We start from the raw sequence: 23,806 nt of genomic DNA, 5'->3' as shown, positions 1-23,806 counted from the left end.
TTTTCCTGTAGGGGCGAATCGCTGTTCGCCCCTAAACCTGTGTTGGTACCTGCGTGATTTTTTTATTTACCAATAGGTATACATAGTGCGTTAATGTAGTGTAGCGCATTGTTACTGCCATGCTGACATCAAAGTTAAAATCCAAAAAATCCAAAAAATCCAAAAAAACAAAAAAGCATTCAACACAGGAAACGCCAACTCTTAGCCTTAAAGAACGTGCTGCAAAAAAGCGCAAAGCTGCTCAAGCACGTCAAGAACTTATCAAATTGATCACCAACAGCATTTTTGTTGCAATGTTCTTAGGCATTCCTGCTGCTTTTGCAGGAGGAATTAAAGCAGTTCTTCCCACTATATTAGGAGTTATCTGCTTATCCCTGTCTTATAAATACCCTAGAGAAGCTCTTTTTGCATTCCTTATTTATATACCTTTTGGAGGAACTATCACTTATTACCTTGGTAGTAGCCCTGTACTCCAATTGGCAAAAGATACCTTTTACGTTCCAGCACTAATAGGAATTTGGCAGAATTGCCGTAAGCAAAATCTTCCCTTGATTATTCCTCAACAAATTAAAACTCCACTCTTCATTTTATTAGGATTTTGTCTGATAACGCTGCTGTTTGTTAATGGTGCACAGCAACTTTTCCCAGATACTTCTGTATGGAGGCAACAACAAGCTAACGAAAAACCCTTCCTCATGGGAATTCTAGGGTTAAAAGTATTTTTAGGTTATTTGCCACTCATTAGTTGTGCATACTACCTAATTCGTAAAAAGAGGGATTTTCTACTTTTATCCCGGCTACAGATTGCCATGATCATTGTTTGTTGTGTGCTGGGCTTAATTCAATATCTTTTACTACTAAAGGGAACATGTCAAGGCACACGAAATTTAGAAGGAGCCGCTTTATTTAAAGCATCAATTGCAGCACGCTGTTTTATTGGTGGGTCTTTAGTGTATAGTCCTGAGCAAAATATGATCCGCTTACCAGGAACTTTTGTTGCGCCTTGGCAATGGGCTTGGTTTTTAATTTCTAGTACCTTTTTCACCTTTGCCACTGGTTTTAGTGACCCCTCGTTCATTTGGCGGGTTATTAGTTTAGGTTCTACAGCATTGGTATTTATCAATGCTGTTATCTGTGGTCAGAGAATTGCTTTAGCCTTAGTGCCTATCTGTTTCGTTGCGCTACTGATACTGACTGGTCAAATTGTCAACCTTAAACGATTTCTCCCTATAGGAATTGGACTTGTTCTAATTCTAGGATATGCAATGGTAAGCAACCCTGACGTTGTTGCAGAGAGAACGGCTAGTTTTATTGATCGTTGGAATGCTGCACCTCCATATGCGTTTATCACCCAGCAATTTGAGGAGGTTTGGAAGAATGTAGGTGGAGTTTTCGGAAGTGGTTTAGGTCGCGCTACAAACTCTGCTCGTGCACTTGGTAGTACTAAGCTGGTAGAAACCTATTACCCGAAAGTGCTTCAAGAAGTAGGACCATTCGGACTTTTAGGATTTGTCGTCTTAGTCACAACCTTAACAGTCGTTTGTTTTCAGGCTTATCGTTCAATAAAAAACCGTAATTTCCGTAGTTACGCAGGGGCTCTGTGGGTGTTTATACTGTTTATTAGTTACAACACTTACTATTACCCTTTAGATGTTGATCCCGTGGCTGTCTATTACTGGTTTTTTGCCGGAGTTCTGTTGAAATTGCCAGTTTTAGACAAACAGGAGAAGCTACTTGAAAATTCTCAGCAAAAATCAAACCAAAAAACTTTAAAAACGAAGTCTTATCTAAATTCACGATCATTAGAGGTGACATAAAAATGGCAAAGGTTCTGATTACAGGAGACAAACACCTCAGTATTTCATTCTGAATCCTGAATCCTGACTTCTGAGTTCTTTTTATATAATTATCTTCTAAAAAATAATGAATTCTTGTCCTTTAATATCAGTTATTATCCCAACTTATTGTCGTGAAGAAACACTACGAAATAGTATTGTAGATGTCCTGAAACAAGACTACCCAAATTTTGAAATTTTGGTAGTGGATCAAACTCCGAAACATCAACCAGAAATAGAAGCTTACTTAGAAGAATTAGCCGCAGTAAGTAAAATAAAGTGGTTTCGGTTACAATGGGCGAGTTTACCGGGCGCGCGGAATTACGCTATAAGGCGATCATCTGGTGAAATTATTTTGTTTATTGATGATGATGTACAGTTACCTGCGGGATTTTTAGCAGCTCATGTGAAAAACTTTTTGGAAAAGCCGGATGTGGGGGCTGTTGCTGGGCGAGTATTTGACAGAATGAAGTTGGGTGACTCTGGAGGAAAGTTACAGATTGAATATCTTCCTCCTCAAGCAATGGATCCAGGAATTGCTTGGTACTATATCGATTTAGTACATACTATCAAACCTCAGCAAGTCCTCTCAGCAAGGGGTTGCAATATGTCCTTTCGGCGTGAGATTTTTACTAAGTATCAACTGAAATTTGATGAAAGATTTCGTGGTAGTGCAGTTCGAGAAGAATCTGATTTTTGTTTACGGCTCCGACAGACAGGATATAAAATTTGGTATGATCCGGAAGCTTATTTAGTTCATTTAGGCGAAGATACCGGAGGTTGCCATGATATTAGTACGCGATCGCTCGAGTATCAACTCACTTTCTACCACAACCATTTCTTAATGGCATTGAAAAACCTTACCGCTACCCAAGCTTTACGCCTCTACGCGCGTTTATTTGACTGCCACGTCCTCGGGCGTCCTCCCTGCCACAAAAGCGGTTCTCCTATCAAAATAATCACTCGTGGATTCTTCTATATTTTGGGCTTTTTTAAAGCTTTAGGTACAGTTATTCAATCAGTGTGGAACGATGGTCAAACTTACACACATTTAGATAGATAGGGGCATGGGGCATGGGGCATGGGATAATGGGTGGAGTGGGAAAAATTACAAATGAGAATAATAGTAGCTAGCCATACTTATATTGTAGATCTCAACTGTGAAAAACTACGTGCTTTATCACAGCTAGAACCAGAAATTGAAGTTACGGTTATCGTTCCAAAACGATGGAAACCTGGCGGTGTTCAAAATAAAATTATTACAACTCAATATCGAAATGAGGGAAAATTCCGTATTATTCCTATATCCAATTTTAGTCTAAATCATCAAGGGCTCTTAACATTTGGCCTTGATTTGATATCTTTATTACGCCAGTTTCGTCCTCACATTATCCAGGTAGAACAAGGTTCTAGAGCATTAGCTCATGGGCAAATGATAGCTCTTAATCAATTTTTGGGACTAAAGGCTAAAAATGTATTTTTCACGTGGTGGAATCTTCCTTATGATCTAAAATTTCCAATTTCTTTGATAGAGAAATATAATCTTAATAAGAGCCATGGTATTATTTCAGGTAATCAAGATGGTGCAGAAATTTTAAGACAGCGTGGATATAAAGGTCCTATTAAAGTTATGCCTCAACTCGGGGTCGACGAAAACTTATTCACTGCTAAACCACAGCAAGAACTGGCAGCTAGGCTAGGTATTCAAGACAATGAATTTGTTGTGGGTTTTGTTGGGCGTTTCGTTCAAGAAAAGGGTTTATTTACCCTTTTGAAGGCTTTAGTAATTTTGAAAGAAAAATCTTGGAGGTTAGTTTTACTTGGACGTGGACCATTACAAATGGAGTTGATGAGAAAAGCCGAGGAAGACAAAATTCAAGATAGAATAATCTGGATAGAGAGCGTCCCTCATGACCAAGTGTGTAATTATATTAATTTGATGAATACTTTAGTACTACCTTCCGAAACCACTTACGAATTTAAAACTTTAACTGCTGCAGGGTGGAAAGAACAATTTGGTCATGTTTTAATTGAAGCAATGGCTTGTAAAATACCTGTCATTGGTTCCAACTCAGGAGAAATTCCTCATGTGATTGGTCAAACGGGTTTAGTATTTCCTGAAGGCGATGCTCAAGCACTTGCTAATTGCTTAGCTCAATTAATGGAAAAATCTGAATTAGCCCAAACTTTAGGTGAAATGGGTTATCAACGGGTTATGTCTAAATATACAAATAAAGCTTTAGCAAAACAGCAATTAGATTTTTATAAGGAGCTTATTGGTTGATATGGTATTGTGAACCCTGTAAGGATATTATCTTTTACGGATGAAAATTGTATAGACGACAGCCAGAATACGATAGTATAAGTTAAAATCACTATACCAATTTTGCTTAATATTAACAAGCTAAACTGTAAAGTATTTGCTTGAGGAGCTTGAGAGATGGGTAAATCGGCATCAACACCAGATTCTTTTTGGGAATATCACAAGTGTTTCCAACGTTGCCATCAAGCGAAGACAAAGCTTGAAGAAACACTTGCTACAATAGCTGAGTATGACGAAGCAAATCCAGAAGCAGATGAGATAATCAGCAGATTATTGGAAGAAGCTGCTCTGATTGCTTTAAATGCTCGCCCGCAACAATGGGACTTTAATTCGGAACCAATAGATATAGAAGCTTTTGAGCCAATAGAGCTAGAAGAGGACGATTTCATTGACTACCACCAGCTTCAAACATAAAAACGGGAATTGACTTTAAGGAACTACAACTTTTTAGCTATTCCCTTAAAAAATTCTGCTAGCTGGCTTTCGGTCAAATCTCCAGCCGCAAGCATTTCGATCATCACCGCCGCTTCGACTTCTTCAATTATCAAAGGTGCATCATTAAATAGCAAGAATGTTAAGGCTACAGCCAAACCTGTACGTTTATTACCGTCTATGAAGGGGTGGTTGCGGATTATTCCATAAGCATAAGGCGCAGCAAGATCGTAGAGATTTATATTTTCATCGTAAGCTAACAAATTCTTAGGTCGCGTTAAAGCAGATAGCAAAAGCCCTTGATCACGCACTCCAGGTAACCCCCCATACTCTGCAACTTGCTGAGCATGAATCACTTGAACTACGTTCAATGGGATCCAAGTGGGTTCTTTCATTGAGCTAATTTTTTAAAAGCATTGCGGTAGCGCTGATTGACCTCTTTATAGACGGTCATCCATTGCTCAAATTCTGGATCTTGCGGTATCAGTTCCACTCCTTTGTTTGTCTCTACCACAGTCAGCAGATCACCTTCCCCAACTGCCAGTTTGTTAACTAGCTCTTGAGGAAGAATTAGACCCAAACTATTGCCAACTCGACGAACTTTAACTGTGGTAGCCATATTTATCAAGCAACTTGTTATAACGACTATTATAACATCTTGAGAAGGAAATGGTATTACATGTAACTTACAATGGGCGTTGTGTAAATTTAAGTACTTTCTATGTACTGGGGCGGTATCTTTTATTGTATTGTGTTATTTAGTAACTTTTGTGTGCTAGAATGCGCGTCTTGCAAATCATTCCTTCAATTTCTCTGATTTATGGTGGTCCAAGTCAGATGGTACTAGGACTAGCGATCGCATTAGCACGTCAAGGAGTCGAAGTCACAATTCTCACAACTGATAGTAATGGTGATACTGGTCAAAAACCTCTGGATGTACCCTTAAACCAACCAATAGAACAAGATGGCTATCGAATAATTTACTTCCGTTGTGCGCCTTTTCGTCGCTACAAATTCTCTTTTGATTTGCTCAAATGGTTAAATAGCCATGCGCATGAGTTTGACATAGCCCATATTCATGCTTTATTTTCCCCTGTAACCAGTGCTGCTGCGGCTATTTGTCGTCAGAAAAAGCTGCCTTATATTCTGCGTCCATTGGGAACTCTTGATCCAGCGGATTTACAAAAAAAACGCCAACTTAAACAGATCTATGCAGCAATTTTAGAACGTTCTAATTTAGCTGGTGCAGCCGCAATTCATTTTACTAGCGTTCAAGAAGCAAAAATATCAGAACGGTTTGGGGTGTCTACAAGGGATTTAGTGATTCCCTTGGGTGTTAAGCCACACACAGCAGAAGATCAAGCTAGTGCAGTACGTGAGCAGTTTGGGATAGCTCAAGATGTACCTTTGGTATTGTTTATGTCGCGGATTGATCCCAAGAAGGGTCTGAATTTGCTGATTCCTGCTTTAGAAAATATTTTAGCTCTTGGGTTAAAGTTTCATTTTGTTTTAGCTGGGACAAATCCCCAAGATCCAGGGTATGAAGAAAAGATCAGGTTTCAAATCGAATCCTCACCGCTGCGATCGCACACCACGACGACTGGTTTTGTCACAGGCGAGTTCAAATCTGCACTCTTGCAAGCTGCTGACTTATTCGTTTTACCCTCATATTATGAGAACTTTGGCATTGCTGTGGCTGAAGCAATGGCAGCAAAGATACCAGTCTTAATATCAGATCAAGTGCATATTTGTCAAGATATTTGTGATAGCCAATCAGGATGGGTTAGCCAATTAGATGTCACACAAATCACTAATTTACTTTGCCTAGCTCTACAAAATCCCTTAGAACGGCAAAGACGAGGATTAAATGCTCAAGAGTACGCCCTGAAACATTACAGTTGGGATGCGATCGCTCGCCAAACTATTGACGCATATACTGAAATTTTGTAGGGTTGCAAACCCATAATATTACCTCATTTTTTGCCACTTAGTTAAATAACTTAAAATTTTGTATAAAACAGCGAAAGCCCAATCGAGAAACCGGAGTTCATATTTCCATGGCAAGATATAATACATAAGATATTTTGACCGCAGGGAATTGCACATGACTCTCCATCTAGGTGATACAGTACCTAACTTTACCCAAGCCTCCACACACGGCGATATCAATTTTTATGAATGGGCAAACGATAGCTGGGTAGTGTTATTCTCCCATCCAGCAGACTTTACCCCTGTTTGTACAACTGAACTAGGACAAGTTGCTAAACTCAAGCCAGAATTTGACAAGCGCAATGTTAAAGCTATAGCGCTTAGCGTTGATGATGTTAACTCACACAAAGGATGGGTGGGAGACATCGAAGAAACTCAGAAAACTAGCCTTAACTACCCAATTTTGGCAGACTCAGATCGTAAAGTTTCTGACCTTTACGACATGATTCATCCCAACGCTAACCCATCTTTAACAGTACGCAGCGTCTTCGTTATCGATCCTGATAAGAAACTGCGCCTGAGTTTCACTTATCCTCCTAGCACTGGACGGAACTTTGATGAAATTCTTCGGGTGATCGATTCGCTACAATTGACTGACAATTATAGCGTTGCGACACCAGCCGACTGGAAAGATGGTGATGATTGTGTGATTGTCCCATCACTGAAGGATCCAGAAGTTCTCAAGCAGAAGTTTCCAAAAGGATACACAGAAGTTAAGCCTTATCTGCGCTTGACTCCTCAGCCTAACAAGTAATCTTGCCGTTAAATCACTTATTTGCGGTGCGTTACGGACTTCGTCTATAGCGCACCCTACAGTACGTAACCTTGTTGAGCAATCAAAACGGATTCCTTATTTTGTTGTTTATATACACATATTAACTTGATAATGGATATTAAAAATGGATTTGTTGCTACTGTAGGCAATACACCCCTAATTCGCTTAAATAGCTTTAGCGAAGAGACTGGTTGCGAAATTCTTGGTAAAGCAGAATTTCTTAACCCTGGAGGTTCCGTTAAAGATCGCGCTGCACTCTACATTATCAAAGACGCTGAAGAAAAAGGAATTCTCAAACCAGGTGGTACAGTGGTAGAAGGAACCGCAGGCAATACAGGTATTGGGCTAGCACATATCTGCAACGCTAAAGGGTATAAATGTTTAATCATTATTCCTAATACCCAGTCACAAGAAAAAATGGATGCTCTTAGAGCATTAGGTGCAGAAGTTCGTCCGGTTCCTGCTGTACCCTACAAAGACCCCAACAACTACGTCAAATTATCTGGTAGGATTGCCCAGGAGATGGAAAACGCTATTTGGGCAAATCAGTTCGATAATTTAGCCAATCGCCGTTCTCACTACGAAACAACAGGCCCAGAAATTTGGAGACAAACAGATGGTAAAGTAGATGCTTGGGTAACATCTACGGGTACAGGTGGAACTTATGGCGGTGTAGCGATGTTCCTAAAAGAAAAAAATCCTGCTATTCAGTGTGTTGTTGCTGATCCAATGGGTAGCGGACTTTATAGCTACGTCAAAACTGGCGAAATTAATATAGAGGGCAATTCGATTACCGAAGGCATCGGCAATAGTAGGATCACAAAAAACATGGAAGGTGTACCAGCCGATGACGCTATTCGTATCCATGATAAAGAAGCTCTACGGGTGGTTTACCAGTTGTTGCGGAAGGATGGTTTATTCATGGGTGGTTCCACAGGTATTAACGTTGCAGCCGCTGTTGCTCTTGCAAAAAAAATGGGACCAGGACACACCATCGTTACCATTTTATGTGATAGTGGTTCCCGTTACCAGTCGCGCATATTCAACAAGGAATGGCTAGAATCAAAAGGGTTGGAAGCGGCTTTTGAGTAGCTAGCGACATGAGTAACAACAAAACTATCCGTGTTTGCCAAAATCGGACTTGTCGGAAACAAGGTGCAAAGGAGGTTTTAGCTGCTTTTAAAGCATCACCAGTTTCTGGAGTGAATGTAGAGGGTAGTAGCTGTTTGGGACAATGCGGTAATGGACCTATGGTGCTGGTCTTGCCTGATATGGTTTGGTATAGTGGAGTCCAAGCTAGTGAAGTGCCTGTGGTGATAAAACAGCATTTGCTCTGTGGTGAAAAAGTGACACAGATGCTCTATTATCGGTTTCATCCTCAGGCATAGGCTTTATTAATTGCTCGTAGAGGACTCAACTATTCTCTATATTGACTCAAACGAGATATCAGGATGAATATTCAACAGCTGCGCCAATCCTTAAAACTCAAGTGGGTGAATTATTACTATAAAAATCGCTCTTGGCTCACAAAAATGAAGATTTGGGCGACTTATGATGGTCAACGTCGTCCTTCCTCTGGTTTTATTCTGGCTACTCTGTCTGCTTTAGAGCCGCAGATGGAGCAGCTTTTTCCTTTTATACTAGAGCTAAATAACAATCCGGATCAAATAATCTCAGCATTAGGTCTAAACTTTAATCCTGAAGAACATTTACATTTGGTAAAAGATAATTTTGTAGCTGATAACCAAGAGCAAAGCGAGTCTTCTTCAGATCAAGTGGTTACTGAAAAACCCTCGCCTCATATACGCAATCACCAACCTTCGGGTTTCAAGAAAGCTACTACTGAAATAAAAAAGCCGACATCATCGATCGCACACGTTAGTGCTGATCATAGTGAATCTCCTCCCAGCTCGATTTCAGAAAGTACAGATGTAGAACCAATTGCTATTGATACTAATGTCCAAAACAAAGGTAGGCCTATTCTACCAATTAGACTTACCAAAGGCGAAAACAATTCGGTGATATCAATTGCCGTTGCTGGAATTGAAACTAAAAGTAAGCCTTTAACCTCAGTAGCCGTTGCAACTAAAAATGGAAATAACAGCAATGTTGTGCTTTCAAATGCTGTGACTACCAAAATACAGAGAAAATCTTTACTTTCAACTGCTGTTGATTGTGAAACTCAAAGCAAAAATAAGCTTGTCACGATACAGACGAGAGATGTTGCAACTAACGAAGTTAGTCTATCATCTACGACTAAATGTTGTAAACTGGCTAACTGGATAGATGACTTTTGTCAGGGTAAGGAATGGGATCGAGACGAAGCGGGTTTCACACCATTTTGAAATTTCTAATTTTCTGGATATGCATGTGAAACAAAAGGAATTTCTACTACTTCACCTTGAGCTTCTGCTACACGAACTTTCAATCCAGCACCCCCAGCCTTTGTGCGGATATAGCCCAGTCCAAAATAACCATCAATGGTTTCAGTGTAACTAGTCAGTTTACCGATTTTTTCATCTTCTAGTGTAATCAGTGTTTCTGGCGCAACAGGAGCGCTAAGACGAATACCCCAGAGGTTTTGTTTGATCCCTTTGTATGTGTTTAAACGGGCGATGGTTTCTTGTCCAATATAACAACCTTTGTTAAAAGAAATTGTTTGCCACAAACCTGCTTCTAAGGGATTGTAATCGTCGGTGAGCTCATGATCTGGCGCTGGACGACCTTGTAAAATTCGTAACACTTCCCAGGCGCGATCGCTCATCGGTACTGCGCCTAAGTCAGCAATTTTATTCCAAATTGTTTCTTTGTCATCGGCTGAAATAATCAGAGTGTACCCAGAGCAAGCTAAGCCACTACCCACAATAACCCGAACATCCCGATCAAGAACACTGATGAGTTGATGATTTCCATATGGTTGACCGATAATCTCTTTTGCACCAAGTTTTTCTATGATGTCGTGACTACTAGGTCCTAATAAACTAAGAGTTGCTGTCCCATTTGTTACATCCTCTAATTCCACCTTATCAGCAAAGAAGATGTAACGGTCAAGCCATTGCATCAAAAACTCACGGCGATTAGGTGAAACCAATAACAACACCGCATCTTCCATAGCGTATACACTGACCAAGTCAATAGTGCGGGCAGTAGATGTTACCATGACCGTATCACAGCCTTGTCCTGGTTTAAGCCCTTGAATATCGTTGGTGCTTTGGTTGTGCAAAAAGCGGAGACGATCATCATTCTTAACTTTGATACGTCCCCAAGCAGAGCGATCGCACACAGCAACAGAATTTTCTACTGCTTGAATCGCTGCTACATCATTGGCATCAATTGTCGATATTGGCATAATTGTAAAACTTTACATTCAGTCTAATTTTAAGCCAGTGCGGACGCTTTGACGAAATGCTCTAAGTGCGAGGGTTGTTCCTGTAGTTCTTGCCATTTCCACAAACCTAGGAATTTCTTGAATAACTGAAAAGCCTGGAAAAATCAAACTTGTTTCGGACTTAACATATTCATCCTCTTGCAGTAAATTGATTTCTAGCTTGCGATTTTCATAACGCCAAATTTCTGGTACTTTCAATGCACGATAAGCACTGACCTTAGTTTTTGATGTAACATCAATTTCAATGGCTAAGTCGGGGGGAGGATCAACGGTTAAGTCTATCCGCTCTTTACCTATCATCAGCTTGTAGTTTTGAATATAAAAACAATCATCTGGTTCTACCCCCGCAGCCATATCTTCTCGCTTAAAAGTTGTGGAGCCGAGAGGTTCCCAGCACAAATCAAGTTCATCCAGCAGAATCTTTACCAAGTCTCCAATAATGACTTTAGCTTTTTCATGCTCTGGAAGCGGAACCATAATCTCCAATATACCTTGACTGTATGCAACTCGACTGCTACGGTGTTCTCCTAACTCAGCTAGAACTGCTTCAAATTCTTTCCAACTTATCTCCTCCAATATCACGCGCTGACCTAGCGGGACTTGAATTTGTTTGAGTTGCAGTGTCACCATAATATCTGTGAGTTTTGGATAAGCCTATTTTAGCAGAATGGGGCATAGGGCATAGGGTAATGGGTAATGGGTAATGGGTAATGGGTAATGGGTAATGGGTAATGGGTAATGGGTAATGGGTAAGAAATTTATCCCTATTCCTAAATTATATTTTTCTGTTTCTATGCCCCATGCCCCATGCCCCATGCCCCATGCCCCATGCCCCATGCCCCATGCCCCTATTACTCTGGTAAATTTGCAAACACCTGCTCGACTAACATCTTAGCCTTGGAGTCAACGGAAGGCCAATTGACATCGCCTGTTTCGTCAATTAAACTTGTATCAATATTAACTGCTTTTTCTGCGTGGCTGTAATCAAGAAAACACACTTGGTAGCATAGGTCCCACAGATCGACCTTGACTATTTGGTCTTGACGTTGTAAAGATAGATGATATCCTGGATGGGGTACTGGTAGGCGGGAAAGAGTCTCTCTAATGCCCACAGCTTCTTGTGGTGTAGCAGCTTCCAGTTCTTGAATTAGCTGGGTTACGGCCTCTTTAGTTTCCTCAGTTGTCCCAACAGGCCAAATCAGTATATCCTGGTAACTTCCTTTCCAAGAGGATACCTCAAGCAGCTTGCGAATATTATCGACAACACGGATAAATATAGGTTGCATGAGGAGTTCAGCTTGCTGCCATGCAGCTGAGTCAGAGATTCTAGGTGGCATGGTTAGTAAAAAGGGAGCAGATAAGAAAAATTAACAACGTGTTTTTTAAAAAACTGGACTTTACATCAAAATCTTTTCCCAAGATAGCGGATTTTGTTGAAAAAGTTTTGGAAATATTGATTACCACCCTAGATAACGGGTGCTAAACCTGGGGAGTGAAATATGATAGGCAAGTTGCTAGACCATCGTTACCAAGTACTTAGAGTCCTCGCTACCGGAGGATTTGGTCAAACATACATTGCCCAAGATACCAAGCGACCGGGCAACCCGATCTGCGTTGTCAAGCACCTCAAGCCTGCTAATTCTGAACCTAAAGTGTTTGACACTGCTAAGCGCCTGTTTCGCAGCGAAGCTGAAACCCTTGAAAAACTAGGTCACCATGACCAAATACCCCGGCTTTTAGCTTATTTTGATGAAAACCAAGAATTTTATTTAGTTCAAGAATTTATAGAAGGACATGCTTTAAGTGATGAACTGGTAAGTGACCAACGCTGGAGCGAAGGTCAAGTTATTCATCTCTTGCAGGAAGTTCTAGCTATATTAATATTTGTTCATAATCAAGGTGTGATTCACCGCGATATTAAACCAGATAATATCATACGTCGGGCATCTGACAAGAAATTAGTTTTGGTAGACTTTGGTGCTGTAAAACAATTGCGAGCATCTTATATACAGACTTCACCAACACTGGTGTTTACGGGAGCAGTAAATCCGTCAGTAACTGTAGCAATTGGTACACCTGGATACATGTCCACGGAGCAAGGGCAAGGGAAACCTCGTCCTAATAGTGATATTTATGCTTTAGGTATCATTGCTATTCAAGCATTGACGGGCGTACCGCCAATGGATTTACAAGAAGATCCTCAGACTGGTGAAATTCTTTGGCAACAAATGGTGTCTGTAAGTGACGAATTCGCAGCAGTTTTGACGAAAATGATACGTTATCACTTTAAAGACCGTTACCAAAGTGCGTCCCAGGTGCTACAAGCATTAGAATCAGTGTCTCCTGTTTCTGAGTCTGATGAATATCCTAAACATTCTGGCTACCAACTAACCCAATTTAAATCTCCACAATCTCGCCAGAAAACCATTGCTCTTGCTCCAGCATATCCGGAGGCTCCAGCAGCAGCAATTGCCGAACCTGTACACAAAAGTTCTGGCAAACTCGACTTATTGCAGGTATTAATTCTGATAGGCTTGGCAGCTAGCGCGGCGGTTATTTCTCCCATTGTCGTGAAGAATGTGCAAAATGTCGTTGCCGATATGACTGGGAATAATTTTTCAGCAGGGCAAAACTGCGTAGCTGTGGTGGCGGGTAATTCCAATATGCGTTCTGAGCCTAGTTCTATTAGCTCTAACACTATTGTGAAAACTTTAAAGAATGATACTAAATTTGAGGTTACAGGTAGGCGAACACAACATGGTTGGGTAGAGGTTAAGTTTGACCCTAAACGTAATGCTTGGGCGCATTCAGATGTGATTAAGAATAATGAAGAATGGCCTTCTTGTTTACGAGATAAGGGGATCGCAATGAAAACATTAGATGATAATGACTTAATTACTACTCACGCGATCGCCAAGGGAAAATCAAAACTAAAAACTCGCTCGCAAGAGTCAGCCCAAATTTCACCCTCAGCATCAGAGAAATCACAACCAAAGAAGGAAGACGCTCAAGCTTTAGCACAAGCTAGGAAAAAATATGACTCAGGGGATTTGCAGGGAGCGATCGCCTTAGTACAATCATTAACCTCTAATCCTTCCGCCGCTAAAGAGACAGCAGAGATGGTTGCTCATTGGCAACAAGACTGGGCTAAAGCTGAGGCTGTGTTTAATGACATCAACACTGCAATTTCTCAAAGACAATGGGATAAGGTTTTAGTTTATAAAGACCATCACGAAAAATTGCCCAATATTCAATACTGGCGAGATAAATTGGAACCATTGATTAAGCAAGCTACTGAGAACGTCGCCAAACAGCAGGTTATTCAGGGAGCAGGCAGCAGCCCCTTTGGGGAAGTCAAAAGTCAAAAGTCAAAAGTCAAAAATTAGGAGCAGAAGACCAATAATTAGTCTCATGCTCGTGCCCATTGTATCACCCCATGCCCTATGCCCTATGCCCCATGCCCTATGCCCCATGCCCCATGCCCCATGCCCCATGCCCATTCTTCACCGTCCTAAAGAAGCATCGAAAAAGTATACTCGGTCACAATATTGGGATTGACTAGTACAAACTGCCTCTATAGACACGTTGCTAATATTGTTAACGTTCAATGAGAACGAAGTTTGTCGTGCAGGTGAAACAGTGCGTGTTTCAACTACTTTACCATCTAAGTAAACCTTAACTTGTACACCAGGACTGAATCTATCATTATCACGCATTCCAAAACCCAAGTTTAGAGTTTGAAATCCTTGGTAATCGTTATTGATGGGCTTAATGTTACAGGTTATGGAAGCATAGCGTGATCCAGGACCAAGATAAAACCGACTTGAATAAACGGCTTTACCAATAGAAATATCAAGGTTTTGGTCGCGCACGCTACCGACTCCACTGTCAACACATCTTGCTCGCAACAAGGAGACAGAACCACTGGAATGCTGTGCTTGTGCAATTTTTCTTTCCGACGTTACGAAGCCAAGTGCTAAAACAGCACTGAAGAAAACTGAAACGATACACTTAGTTTTTTGCATTAGAACCTAAAACGTGATGTAAAAATTACAAGTGTAAGTACACACAAGAATACTTAATCACCATTAAAATTTTTTTCGCCAGAAGGCATCAGTGAATATACTTGAATCGTTTATTCGTACTCAGATTCGTATTCAGGTATGTTAGATTGAACGAAGGAATCTGAAGTAATGTGAACCAATACTCACGCTAAAATTCTTATAGGACTAAAGATAGATATAGATATGTGTCTGAGTGGAGTTTACTGACGAAAGTAAAGTGAGAATATTTGGGTGGATCTTATAATTGACCGTTCTTTTTTTTAAGATATATTGCAATCCGTGTACGAGTTGTAAACTTCCTGATTAAAGCAGGGAAAAGGACACTCCAGATAGGAGGATACGGGTTTTAGTTTTTACATAAATTATATAGGACTGCTATATGAGTCGGTTAGTTGTTTTAAACTTGGGTCAAGGAAACTTACGTGATGGCTTTGCTAACGTTACCGCAGAACTGGGAGAAGCAAACAACCCCTACCAAATGAAATTTACTGCTAGTTTACCAGCCGCACCACAGATTTCCGAACTCTACCATCATTGGCGTTCTCTTTATTGGGCTTTTTATCAACGTCTAGGTTTTCGTATCTATACAGAAGGAGATGATCAACTTGAAATACAAGAATCTTATATAACTAACGTGTCTCAAATTGATCTCCTAGGTTTGTGCCAGATGTTGTCAACAAAGATAAATGTATGGTTGAACTCAACGAAGTTTCGTAAAATAGATCAGCAATTACGCACACAGTTAAAACCGTCTGAAGAAATTGGCTTCATTATTGAAACCAATGATAATTTACTACGACGACTTCCTTGGCATTTATGGAATTTTTTTGATGATTATCCTTTAGCTGAAGTTGCCTTAAGTGCTGCAGAGTACCAGAAAACGCAAAAAGTAACTGAAAATTACAACCAAGGCGCAGTAAAAATTTTGGCAATTTTTGGTAATAGTAAAGGAATTAATATTAGCCGTGATCGAACTTTTTTAGAGCAATTATCAACTAAAGCAGAAATTAAATTTTTAGTAGAGCCGGATTTAGAAAATCTAAATGAGCAACTATGGCAGCAAGGTTGGGATCTTCTCTTTTTTGCTGGTCACAGTTATAGTTGTAAGCAACAAAAAGGGTTTATACATATTAATCAAACAGACAAAATTAGCCTTGAGGAATTAAGATATGCTCTTAGACAAGCTATCAGTCGCGGGTTAAAGCTAGCAATTTTTAACTCCTGTGAGGGTTTAGGATTGGCGCAACAGCTTCAAGATTTGTATATCCCACAAGTTATTGTGATGCGTGAGCCTATTCCAGATGTGGTGGCGCAAATCTTTTTTAAGCATTTTCTAGCAGAATTTACCCGTGGAAAATCTTTATACGTTGCGGTGCGTTCTGCACGAGAAAGATTGCAAGGATTAGAGAGAGATTATCCCTGCGCCACTTGGCTCCCCATTATTTTTCAGAATCCAGCCGAACCTCTGTTAACATGGTCAAGCTTTGGAAGTGCAGCAATATCAAAGCCAAGAGAAAATCTGGTAGAACCTTCCATTGAAAACCAAGACGATATATCCCCTCGGTTCCCTAGTGGTTCAGTTCCTATCGACTCCCCTTTTTACATTAGAAACTCTAGTATTGAAGCACAGGTTAATAAAGAAATTACTAAACCAGGAGCTTTAATCAGGATTAAAGCTCCTAGAGAAATGGGTAAAACATCTACGCTATTGAGGATTTTGGATTATGCTGCTAGTCTTGGTTACCACAGGGTTAACTTGAACCTGGAGCAAATCGACCAAACAATTTTAAGCGATCTCAATCGATTTTTACGTTGGCTGTGTGCGAATGTTACCCGTCAGCTCAATCTTGAACCAAAATTAGATGAATATTGGGATGAAGATATTGGCAGTAAAGTAAGTTGTACTCTGTATCTGGGTAGATATATACTAGAGCAACTTAAGTCGCCTGTGGTTTTAGCATTAGATGAAGTGAACGAGCTTTTTGAGCATCCCCAAGTCGCAAAGGATGTTTTACCGTTATTGCGTTCATGGTATGAAGAAGCGAAAAAATTACCAGTTTGGCGCAAGCTTCGTCTTATTGTGGTTCACTCTACAGAAATTTATGTTCCCCTCCAGCTTCATCAGTCTCCCTTTAATGTAGGTTTACCAATTCAGTTAAAGGGTTTCACTCAAGATCATGTTGAGCAATTGGCTCATTCCTATAAGCTGAATTGGAAGGATGGTGAACAAGCAAAACTTTTGATGGATATGGTTGGAGGACATCCAGGATTGGTTCATTTAGCAATCTATCACCTGAGTCTTGGAGACTTGACTCTAGATCAATTGCTGGAAAGTGCTCCCACATCGTCTGGCATTTATTACAATCACTTGCAGCGTCATTGTGCAACTTTACAAGAACAGCCAGAGTTGGCGATCGCACTTCACAAAGTTATGAATTCTACCGACCCTGTACCGTTAGAACCGATTGTAGCATACAAGCTAAGTAGTATGGGTCTGATTAAATTAAATCACAATCAAGCCATACCTAGTTGCCAATTGTATCGTCAGTATTTCCAGTAAAATGATTACAGTAATTGAGTTGCACTTGCTCGTATTTATATGTATCGGAAATCTGTTGGAAAAAGGAGGAGGACAAGGTAAAGCAAATAACATACAAAGACGCTGTTAATCCGCTTATCAGTAAGATAAAATCAATTTATACATTAGGCTTTTCAAAGCTCAACTATATTTCTTAAGTATATGTTTGTTATTTAATTTACTTTCTGATTACTTGTATGCTTCATGTTAAAAAATGTATATTTTGTCCACACCCGTATTTTTTTTACACACTAGAGGCGGTATTATAAAATTCGGTTGGGCAAACTAGAGATTATTTATAAAGTAAACATTAGGACGTTGTAGCTAGCGGAAAACACTACGTTATGTGGTTTTCCTGACTTGTGAACTTCCTACGATAAGCTTCCCACAGGGTAGCGAGTGGTTTTTAGTTATAACTGAAGCTTAAAATTTACGTTATAAATAGGCTCTTAGGTATTAGTAAGTATTAACTCATAAGCAAACTCCTGTTTTAGGAGGAGTTTTTTTCAACGAAAACTCTCCAATGAGTCATTGCTGTTTATGAAACGTGTCTAGTACTGAATTTGTGTGATTTGGACGGATTCGAGCCTAAAAATTAAGCCGTTGATCGTGGTAGTCTAACAAAGAACCAAAACGATGCTCAACAGACCGTATTTCAAACCCTGTTACTCCGTTAAAACTATAGAGCCAGATAATGTATTTTTCTTATCTGAGAAACAAATAACTTGGTTGAGCGATCGCCTATGTTACCGCTTAGCTTCTTTAATCGATGGTCATCGCAATATTGACGAAATTATTGAAATAATTCAACTAGAACTATTAAAAGACCAAAAATCTTTTGAAACAACTAGCTTATTTTTCCAGAATGCTCTTGATATTACTATTAAAGCCCAGCACGCACTGCTAAAAATGGAAAAACAAGGCTATCTTGTTGAACAAGATGAATCATTACCATCACACTTAGCCATCTTCTGCAATCATCTAAACATCTCACCTGCCAAGGCTTATCAACGACTACAATTGAAAAAAGTCGCAGTCAAAGCTTATGGTTCTCTTCATACAGAAGACTTTATTGCCATCCTTAAATCTCTGCACATTCAAGTAGCCGACGAAGGAAACCTCACAATAGTCTTAACAGACGACTACCTCGACCAAAATCTAGATAAGTTCAACCAACAAGCATTACAATCCTCATCCCCGTGGATGCTAGTCAATCCTCTAGGAACAAAAGTCTGTATTGGACCTTTATTTTATCCCAACAAAAGTGCTTGCTGGGAATGTCTAGCACATCGATTACGAGATAATAGACCAATTGAAGGATTTATCCAGAGACATCAAAATATTTCCTCCCCTCTACCCCCTCCTTTAGGGTTCTTACATTCTACAATGCAAACTGCCCTTGGAATGGCAGCTACAGAAATCTTTAAGTGGATTGTGCAAGGAGAAAATCAACAATTAACAGGAAAGTTGTTGACTTACGATACCCTGACTTTTCAAACCCAAGAACACTCTTTAGTTAAGCGTCCTCAATGTCCTAGCTGTGGAGAGATAGTTTATAAATTTACAAAGAAACCCTTACCTGTTGTTTTAGGACATTCCAAGAAAACTTTTACCGCCGATGGGGGACATAGATCTTGCTCGCCTCAAGAAACGTTAAGCAGACATCAACATCATATTAGCCCTATAACAGGTGTTGTTAGAGAACTGAACAAAATACCAGGGAACGAGTTAATCCATACTTATGTTGCTAAACACCATTTCCTGAACACGTTTGATGATTTAACCAGCTTACGTCAGAACCTCCAAGGTAGAAGTGCAGGAAAAGGTAGAACCGATCTACAAGCTAGAGCAAGTGGTTTGTGCGAAGCGATTGAGCGATATTCAGGGGTATTTCAGGGCGATGAAATTAGAGAAAAAGCCAGTTACCACCAAATGGGAGACAAAGCAATTCACCCAAATACCTGTATGAACTTCAGTGAACAGCAATACCAAACGCGAGAACAATGGAATCTTCAGTGTGAGAACTGGTGGTTTCAAAAAGTCCCTGAACCTTTTGATCCTGATAGAGAAATTGATTGGACACCAGTTTGGTCATTAACTAACCAAGAATTTAAATATCTTCCAACAGCTTACTGCTATTACGGCTATCTTCAACCACACCAACCTGATTGCTGGGCTGACTCCAACGGATCTGCAGCAGGGAACACCCTCGAGGAAGCTATCCTCCAAGGGTTTATGGAGTTAGTGGAGCGAGACTCTGTTGCCTTGTGGTGGTATAACCGTCTCAAGAAACCGCAAGTGGATATAGAGAGTTTCGATGAACCCTATTTTCTCAAACTGAAACAATATTACCAAAACCTGAATCGCGAGCTATCGATCTTGGATATTACTAGCGATCTCAATATTCCCACTTTTGCTGCTATTACTTACAGAACAGATCGAGAAGTAGAAGATATTGTGCTGGGTTATGGAAGCCATTTTGACCCAAAGATTGCTATTAGTCGAGCTTTGACTGAAGTCAACCAAATCCTACCTCATGTTTTATCTGTAAAAGCTGATGGTAGTACCAAATATCCCTCACCAGTTGATCCCCTAGCCCTAAAATGGTGGAAAACAGCAACTTTAGCTAATCAACCTTATTTAGTTCCTGATGAAAACATGCCAGCTAAAGTCTATGCAGATTATCGCCAACTTGCAAGCGACGATTTTCTAGATGATATAAAGTTATGTCAAAAAATTGTTGAAAACAACGGCTTGGAATTGCTTGTTTTAGATCAAACCCGTCCTGATATTGGGTTGAGAGTCGCGAAGGTAATTGTTCCAGGAATGCGCCACATGTGGAACCGATTAGGTTCAGGACGGTTGTATGAGGTTCCAGTAAAAATGGGTTGGTTGAAAAAGCCATTAACAGAAAATCAACTTAATCCTATTCCTATGTGGATGTAGGCTTTATGAAGAAGAATTCAGGAGTCAGGAGCCAGGAGTCAGAATGAAGTTGTTGGTTAAACCCTTGTCTACTCGTTACCATGCAGAGGGGTTGAAAATGAGTGCTAAAACACCATCCGGTTATGGGTAGTGTATTCTGACTCCTGAATTCTGTCTCCTGACTCCTTTTTATTATCAATTTTATTACCCTATGTTGAATGGATATTCAGTTATTGATGCTGATTCTCATGTCGTTGAACCCTCAACCGTCTGGACTAAGTACTTAGAACCTGAATTTAGGCACTTAGCTCCCTCACCAGATATGAGGATTAAAGGCGAAGAGATTGTACAGAAAGTATCAAAGCAAGTTCGCGAAGAAGGAAATAAGCAAATGATGCAGAGTCATCCTAATGCTTATTTGAATCGTTACAACCCGGAATCCCATGTTCAGGCAATGGTGCAAATGGGAATTGATATCGCATTCATTTATCCAACTTACGGGTTGTGGCTTTGGGCAATTGATGATATGCTGCCTGAAGAAGCGGAAGCATTCACCCGTGGGTATAACACTTGGTTATATCAAGAATTTTGTAGCTATGCCCCAGATCGGCTTAAAGGTGTAGGAGCAATTAATCTCCATGCACCAGAGAAGTTAGTGCAACAATTGCATGAGATAGCTGAATTTGGTTGGAAAGCTGTTTTTTTACGCCCTAATCCTGTAAAAGGAAGAATATTAAGTGATCCCGCATACGAGTCATTTTGGAAAGAGTGCGAGCAGTTAGGAATAGCAGTCGGGATTCACGAAGGAACTCATAGTCGGTTAGTAACTACAGGAGCACAACGGTTTCACACTCGTTTTGCTCTACACGCCTGCTCTCATCCAATGGAGCAGATGATGGCGCTTTTAGCCTTGATTGAAGGAGGGGTGTTAGAGCGCCATCCTCAACTAAAAGTTGGTTTTTTAGAGTCTGGCTGTGGTTGGTTGCCTTACTGGCTATGGCGACTAGATGAAGAGTACGAGAACTTATATTGGGAGGTTAAGGATAATGTCAGGATGAAGCCTTCAGAGTATTTTCGCAGACAGTGTTTTATTGCTATTGAGCCTTATGAACCTTATTTAGCTGAGATTATCCAATATATCGGCTCTGATAACTTAATTTTTGGTTCTGACTATCCTCACATGGATCATAAGCCAAACATCGTTAAGAAAATCATTGAGCTTGAGACGCTGTTATCTAGAGAAACAGTGCAAAAGATTATCTGGGATAATCCGGTTCGGTTCTACGGCTTAATTTAAAGCTTTTTTTTGAAAAAATGTCTAATTGCTTTTGATAAGGAGAAAAAAACATGTTCGGACAACGTATTTTATTTGAAAATGTCAGTAATCTTGCTGTTGATAATGAACTCAACAATTCGCGTGATATCGATTCGACTGAGGCTGACGGTAATCAACAAGTCTATCCTTTTCTCCGTCGCCTTTGTATGCAAGCTAAACAGATTTCTCAAATTATTGCTTATATCTGGCGCTGGGCTGAAGAAGATGTCAATGAGTTTAGTGAACAAGTTGACGCAGCAAAACGACTAAAACGCTACTTTGATAACCCTAATGAACCAGGAAAGGATAAGAAACCAGAACGTTTGAAAAAATTGTTGAGTACTGATCCTAGAAAATTTTTAGATGGAAAAAGTGACCTGGAAGAAGGTGAATTATTGGTTAAGGTTTTTGGAGAAGATAGAATTAGGACTGATAATTTTCCTATATTTACGCAGGAGGAAGCGTCGATTTATTTGTTTACAGTTAATGTAAATGCGTTTCAAGGTTCTCTTGCAGATCCTGATGTAAATGGACGTAGATTAATCAAGTTTCAAATTCCCTATCCTCCGTCTCCAAAACTTGGCGAAGCAACAGTTACTAAACAAGAATTGGAGGAGTGGATCTCTAACACAGAGAACGATGTATTCTTCGCCGATAGCCCTTATATTCCTACAACCTGTTCTTAATTGAATTCAACAAACTCATTCCAAGTAAATAGAGGTTTGTAGAACTTCTCAAACGAGGCATGGAATTAAATCCTTGCCTCATTGCTTATTGATTGCTAAAAAAAATTATGATTATCAAAGACGCTCAAAAGCTTTTACCAAATACAATCGACAAAAACTTACTCATTCCAAATATGGTACTTGAAGTACCACCTCACGGTATCCCGCTACATGCAAAAAGTATAGAACGAATTTTGGCAACAGTTCAATCTGACAAGAAGGTAGTGATTTTCCAACCTACATTACCAGTGGCTTCAGAATTAGGTTTACCCTCATATCCGCCATTAGCTTATTTATATCCTCAAGAGTTAAGCGATATTTTTAGCCAGTTTCGTCAAAGGTTTGAAAGCAAAAATCAAGCTAATTTATTAGGTTCTATAGGCTTCAATATTATTTCCGAAACCAGCATTGAAGAACAACTCCATTACTTTGCCGATCATTATGGAATAGCTGTAAAACCATCTTACGTTAGGGTAATCGTAGGGAATACCTGTAATCTCAAATGTGTTATGTGTCCTTATCATAGTCCTGCGCTTAAGTCAACGCATACAACAGATTTCTTTACAGGTAATAAGGTAATGCCTTGGAAAACGATGGAGCGTCTGGCGAGAGAATGTGGGGAACAAGGAATTGCGATCGTAATCGGTAATGTTGAAGAACCAATGCTCCACCCCAACATTGTAGATTTTGTTCAACTTTGTAGACAAAAAGGAGTTCCCAAAGTTCATATAACTACAAATGGTCAACTGCTGGATGAAAGACGAGCTAAAGCATTACTGGAAGCTGGTATAACTAGTATTGATATTAGTATCGATGCCGCTGACGCAAATACTTACTGGGAAGTGCGGGGAGGCAATCTCCGCCGAGTCGAATCTAATATAATCAATTTTATTCAGATCCGCGAGCAACTAGGTGTTTCTTGTGAGGTAAGGACATCTTTTGTCAGAAATCAGAATGTTACCCTTGAGGAAGAAGAAAAATTTCGACAACGTTGGCTAAAACAAACAGATGCTGTTTGTATATTGAACTTAGCAGAGTATAAAGAGGCTAATATGCATCTTGACAGAATCAACAATACTGTACAAGATTACATCAAATATTACATTGAAAAAGCTAACGGGCGGTGGTCGTGTTTATTTCCCTTCACGGAAATGGCTGTTCTCCCTGATGGTAGGATATACTACTGCATTGAAACTTTATTTAGACTGGGTTTTGATAAAGATATTGTGAGTTTGGGCGACTACAACACAGAAACTTTACAAAATATTTGGCGCGGCAATCTATTTAATCAACTTAGACATGATTTAATTATTAATAATTTGTCTAATAGACTAGTATGCAAAAGTTGTGAGATGTGGATGTCGCAGGTTGTTTATAGATACGTAAAGAACAATCTGCAGGTTACGAGTACCATGGTTACTGAAATCTATCAAAAATCTTTTCCAAAAAGGATTTAA

At 39.9% G+C, this 23,806-nt stretch carries 21 protein-coding genes; 15 read left to right on the top strand and 6 right to left on the bottom strand.

Annotation, left to right across the window (positions count from 1 at the left end):
• Positions 1-119: 119 nt before the first annotated feature.
• From hpsL to G4P69_RS14090, 4 genes are all read left to right on the top strand, one after another.
• Positions 120-1,817 carry a hormogonium polysaccharide biosynthesis protein HpsL gene (gene hpsL, locus G4P69_RS14105; protein ID WP_208338569.1) on the top strand — a complete coding sequence of 566 codons (1,698 nt, stop codon included), beginning with the start codon at positions 120-122 and terminating at the stop codon, positions 1,815-1,817.
• A gap of 106 nt (positions 1,818-1,923) precedes the next feature.
• Positions 1,924-2,898: a hormogonium polysaccharide biosynthesis glycosyltransferase HpsN gene (gene hpsN, locus G4P69_RS14100; protein WP_208338570.1), complete on the top strand. Its 975-nt coding sequence runs from the start codon at positions 1,924-1,926 to the stop codon at positions 2,896-2,898.
• Positions 2,899-2,949: 51 nt separating this feature from the next.
• Positions 2,950-4,119 (top strand): hormogonium polysaccharide biosynthesis glycosyltransferase HpsO, encoded by a 1,170-nt coding sequence (gene hpsO / locus G4P69_RS14095; RefSeq protein ID WP_208338798.1) that lies wholly within the window; start codon positions 2,950-2,952, stop codon positions 4,117-4,119.
• Positions 4,120-4,275: 156 nt separating this feature from the next.
• Positions 4,276-4,572 carry a hypothetical protein gene (locus tag G4P69_RS14090; protein WP_208338571.1) on the top strand — a complete coding sequence of 99 codons (297 nt, stop codon included), beginning with the start codon at positions 4,276-4,278 and terminating at the stop codon, positions 4,570-4,572.
• Between the two features lie 23 nt (positions 4,573-4,595).
• Here the strand turns inward: G4P69_RS14090 and G4P69_RS14085 are convergent, their stop codons facing one another.
• Complete coding sequence (locus tag G4P69_RS14085) at positions 4,596-4,985, bottom strand: type II toxin-antitoxin system death-on-curing family toxin (protein WP_208338572.1); 390 nt, start codon at positions 4,983-4,985, stop codon at positions 4,596-4,598.
• Complete coding sequence (locus G4P69_RS14080) at positions 4,982-5,209, bottom strand: AbrB/MazE/SpoVT family DNA-binding domain-containing protein (RefSeq protein WP_208338573.1); 228 nt, start codon at positions 5,207-5,209, stop codon at positions 4,982-4,984. Before G4P69_RS14080 ends, G4P69_RS14085 begins: the two co-directional genes overlap by 4 nt.
• 161 nt (positions 5,210-5,370) lie before the next feature.
• On the opposite strand from G4P69_RS14080, the gene hpsP reads away from it, so the two are divergent.
• The 5 genes from hpsP to G4P69_RS14055 all read left to right on the top strand — a co-directional run bounded on the left by hpsP (position 5,371) and on the right by G4P69_RS14055 (position 9,699).
• Positions 5,371-6,540, top strand: coding sequence for a hormogonium polysaccharide biosynthesis glycosyltransferase HpsP (gene hpsP, locus G4P69_RS14075; protein WP_208338574.1), 1,170 nt, complete (start codon positions 5,371-5,373; stop codon positions 6,538-6,540).
• Positions 6,541-6,694: 154 nt separating this feature from the next.
• Entirely contained in the window at positions 6,695-7,333 is a 639-nt protein-coding gene (locus G4P69_RS14070) for a peroxiredoxin (protein ID WP_208338576.1), read from the top strand.
• Positions 7,334-7,465: 132 nt separating this feature from the next.
• Positions 7,466-8,446 (top strand): cysteine synthase A, encoded by a 981-nt coding sequence (locus G4P69_RS14065; protein ID WP_208338578.1) that lies wholly within the window; start codon positions 7,466-7,468, stop codon positions 8,444-8,446.
• 8 nt (positions 8,447-8,454) lie between these two features.
• The gene (locus G4P69_RS14060) at positions 8,455-8,742 is read left to right on the top strand and encodes a (2Fe-2S) ferredoxin domain-containing protein (RefSeq protein ID WP_208338581.1); all 288 of its coding nucleotides are present in this window, start codon (positions 8,455-8,457) and stop codon (positions 8,740-8,742) included.
• 63 nt (positions 8,743-8,805) lie between these two features.
• Positions 8,806-9,699, top strand: a complete 894-nt coding sequence (locus tag G4P69_RS14055; protein WP_208338582.1) for a DUF5331 domain-containing protein — start codon at positions 8,806-8,808, stop codon at positions 9,697-9,699.
• Positions 9,700-9,704: 5 nt separating this feature from the next.
• Here G4P69_RS14055 and ygfZ read toward each other — a convergent pair whose 3' ends face one another.
• From ygfZ to G4P69_RS14040, 3 genes are all read right to left on the bottom strand, one after another.
• Complete coding sequence (gene ygfZ, locus G4P69_RS14050) at positions 9,705-10,703, bottom strand: CAF17-like 4Fe-4S cluster assembly/insertion protein YgfZ (RefSeq protein WP_208338584.1); 999 nt, start codon at positions 10,701-10,703, stop codon at positions 9,705-9,707.
• A gap of 18 nt (positions 10,704-10,721) precedes the next feature.
• Positions 10,722-11,372, bottom strand: a complete 651-nt coding sequence (locus tag G4P69_RS14045) for a Uma2 family endonuclease (RefSeq protein ID WP_208338586.1) — start codon at positions 11,370-11,372, stop codon at positions 10,722-10,724.
• Between the two features lie 221 nt (positions 11,373-11,593).
• Positions 11,594-12,079 (bottom strand): hypothetical protein, encoded by a 486-nt coding sequence (locus G4P69_RS14040; RefSeq protein WP_208338588.1) that lies wholly within the window; start codon positions 12,077-12,079, stop codon positions 11,594-11,596.
• Between the two features lie 162 nt (positions 12,080-12,241).
• Here G4P69_RS14040 and G4P69_RS14035 point away from each other — a divergent pair, with 162 nt between their 5' ends.
• Complete coding sequence (locus G4P69_RS14035) at positions 12,242-14,128, top strand: protein kinase domain-containing protein (RefSeq protein ID WP_208338590.1); 1,887 nt, start codon at positions 12,242-12,244, stop codon at positions 14,126-14,128.
• A 117-nt stretch (positions 14,129-14,245) separates the two neighbouring features.
• On the opposite strand, the gene G4P69_RS14030 is transcribed toward G4P69_RS14035, so the two are convergent.
• Complete coding sequence (locus G4P69_RS14030; protein WP_208338592.1) at positions 14,246-14,767, bottom strand: hypothetical protein; 522 nt, start codon at positions 14,765-14,767, stop codon at positions 14,246-14,248.
• A 418-nt stretch (positions 14,768-15,185) separates the two neighbouring features.
• Between G4P69_RS14030 and G4P69_RS14025 the strand changes: the two genes are divergently transcribed.
• From G4P69_RS14025 to G4P69_RS14005, 5 genes are all read left to right on the top strand, one after another.
• On the top strand, positions 15,186-17,366 hold the full coding sequence (locus G4P69_RS14025; protein ID WP_208338594.1) for an AAA-like domain-containing protein: 2,181 nt from the start codon (positions 15,186-15,188) through the stop codon (positions 17,364-17,366).
• 654 nt (positions 17,367-18,020) lie between these two features.
• The gene (locus G4P69_RS14020) at positions 18,021-20,330 is read left to right on the top strand and encodes a TOMM precursor leader peptide-binding protein (RefSeq protein WP_208338596.1); all 2,310 of its coding nucleotides are present in this window, start codon (positions 18,021-18,023) and stop codon (positions 20,328-20,330) included.
• Positions 20,331-20,520: 190 nt separating this feature from the next.
• On the top strand, positions 20,521-21,606 hold the full coding sequence (locus G4P69_RS14015; protein ID WP_208338598.1) for an amidohydrolase family protein: 1,086 nt from the start codon (positions 20,521-20,523) through the stop codon (positions 21,604-21,606).
• A gap of 50 nt (positions 21,607-21,656) precedes the next feature.
• Positions 21,657-22,310, top strand: a complete 654-nt coding sequence (locus G4P69_RS14010) for a hypothetical protein (RefSeq protein ID WP_208338600.1) — start codon at positions 21,657-21,659, stop codon at positions 22,308-22,310.
• Between the two features lie 107 nt (positions 22,311-22,417).
• The gene (locus G4P69_RS14005) at positions 22,418-23,806 is read left to right on the top strand and encodes a radical SAM/SPASM domain-containing protein (protein WP_208338602.1); all 1,389 of its coding nucleotides are present in this window, start codon (positions 22,418-22,420) and stop codon (positions 23,804-23,806) included.

It is taken from the genome of Aetokthonos hydrillicola CCALA 1050 (genome assembly GCF_017591665.1).
Lineage (GTDB): Bacteria > Cyanobacteriota > Cyanobacteriia > Cyanobacteriales > Nostocaceae > Aetokthonos > Aetokthonos hydrillicola.
This window is presented reverse-complemented; position numbering and strand designations above follow the sequence as displayed.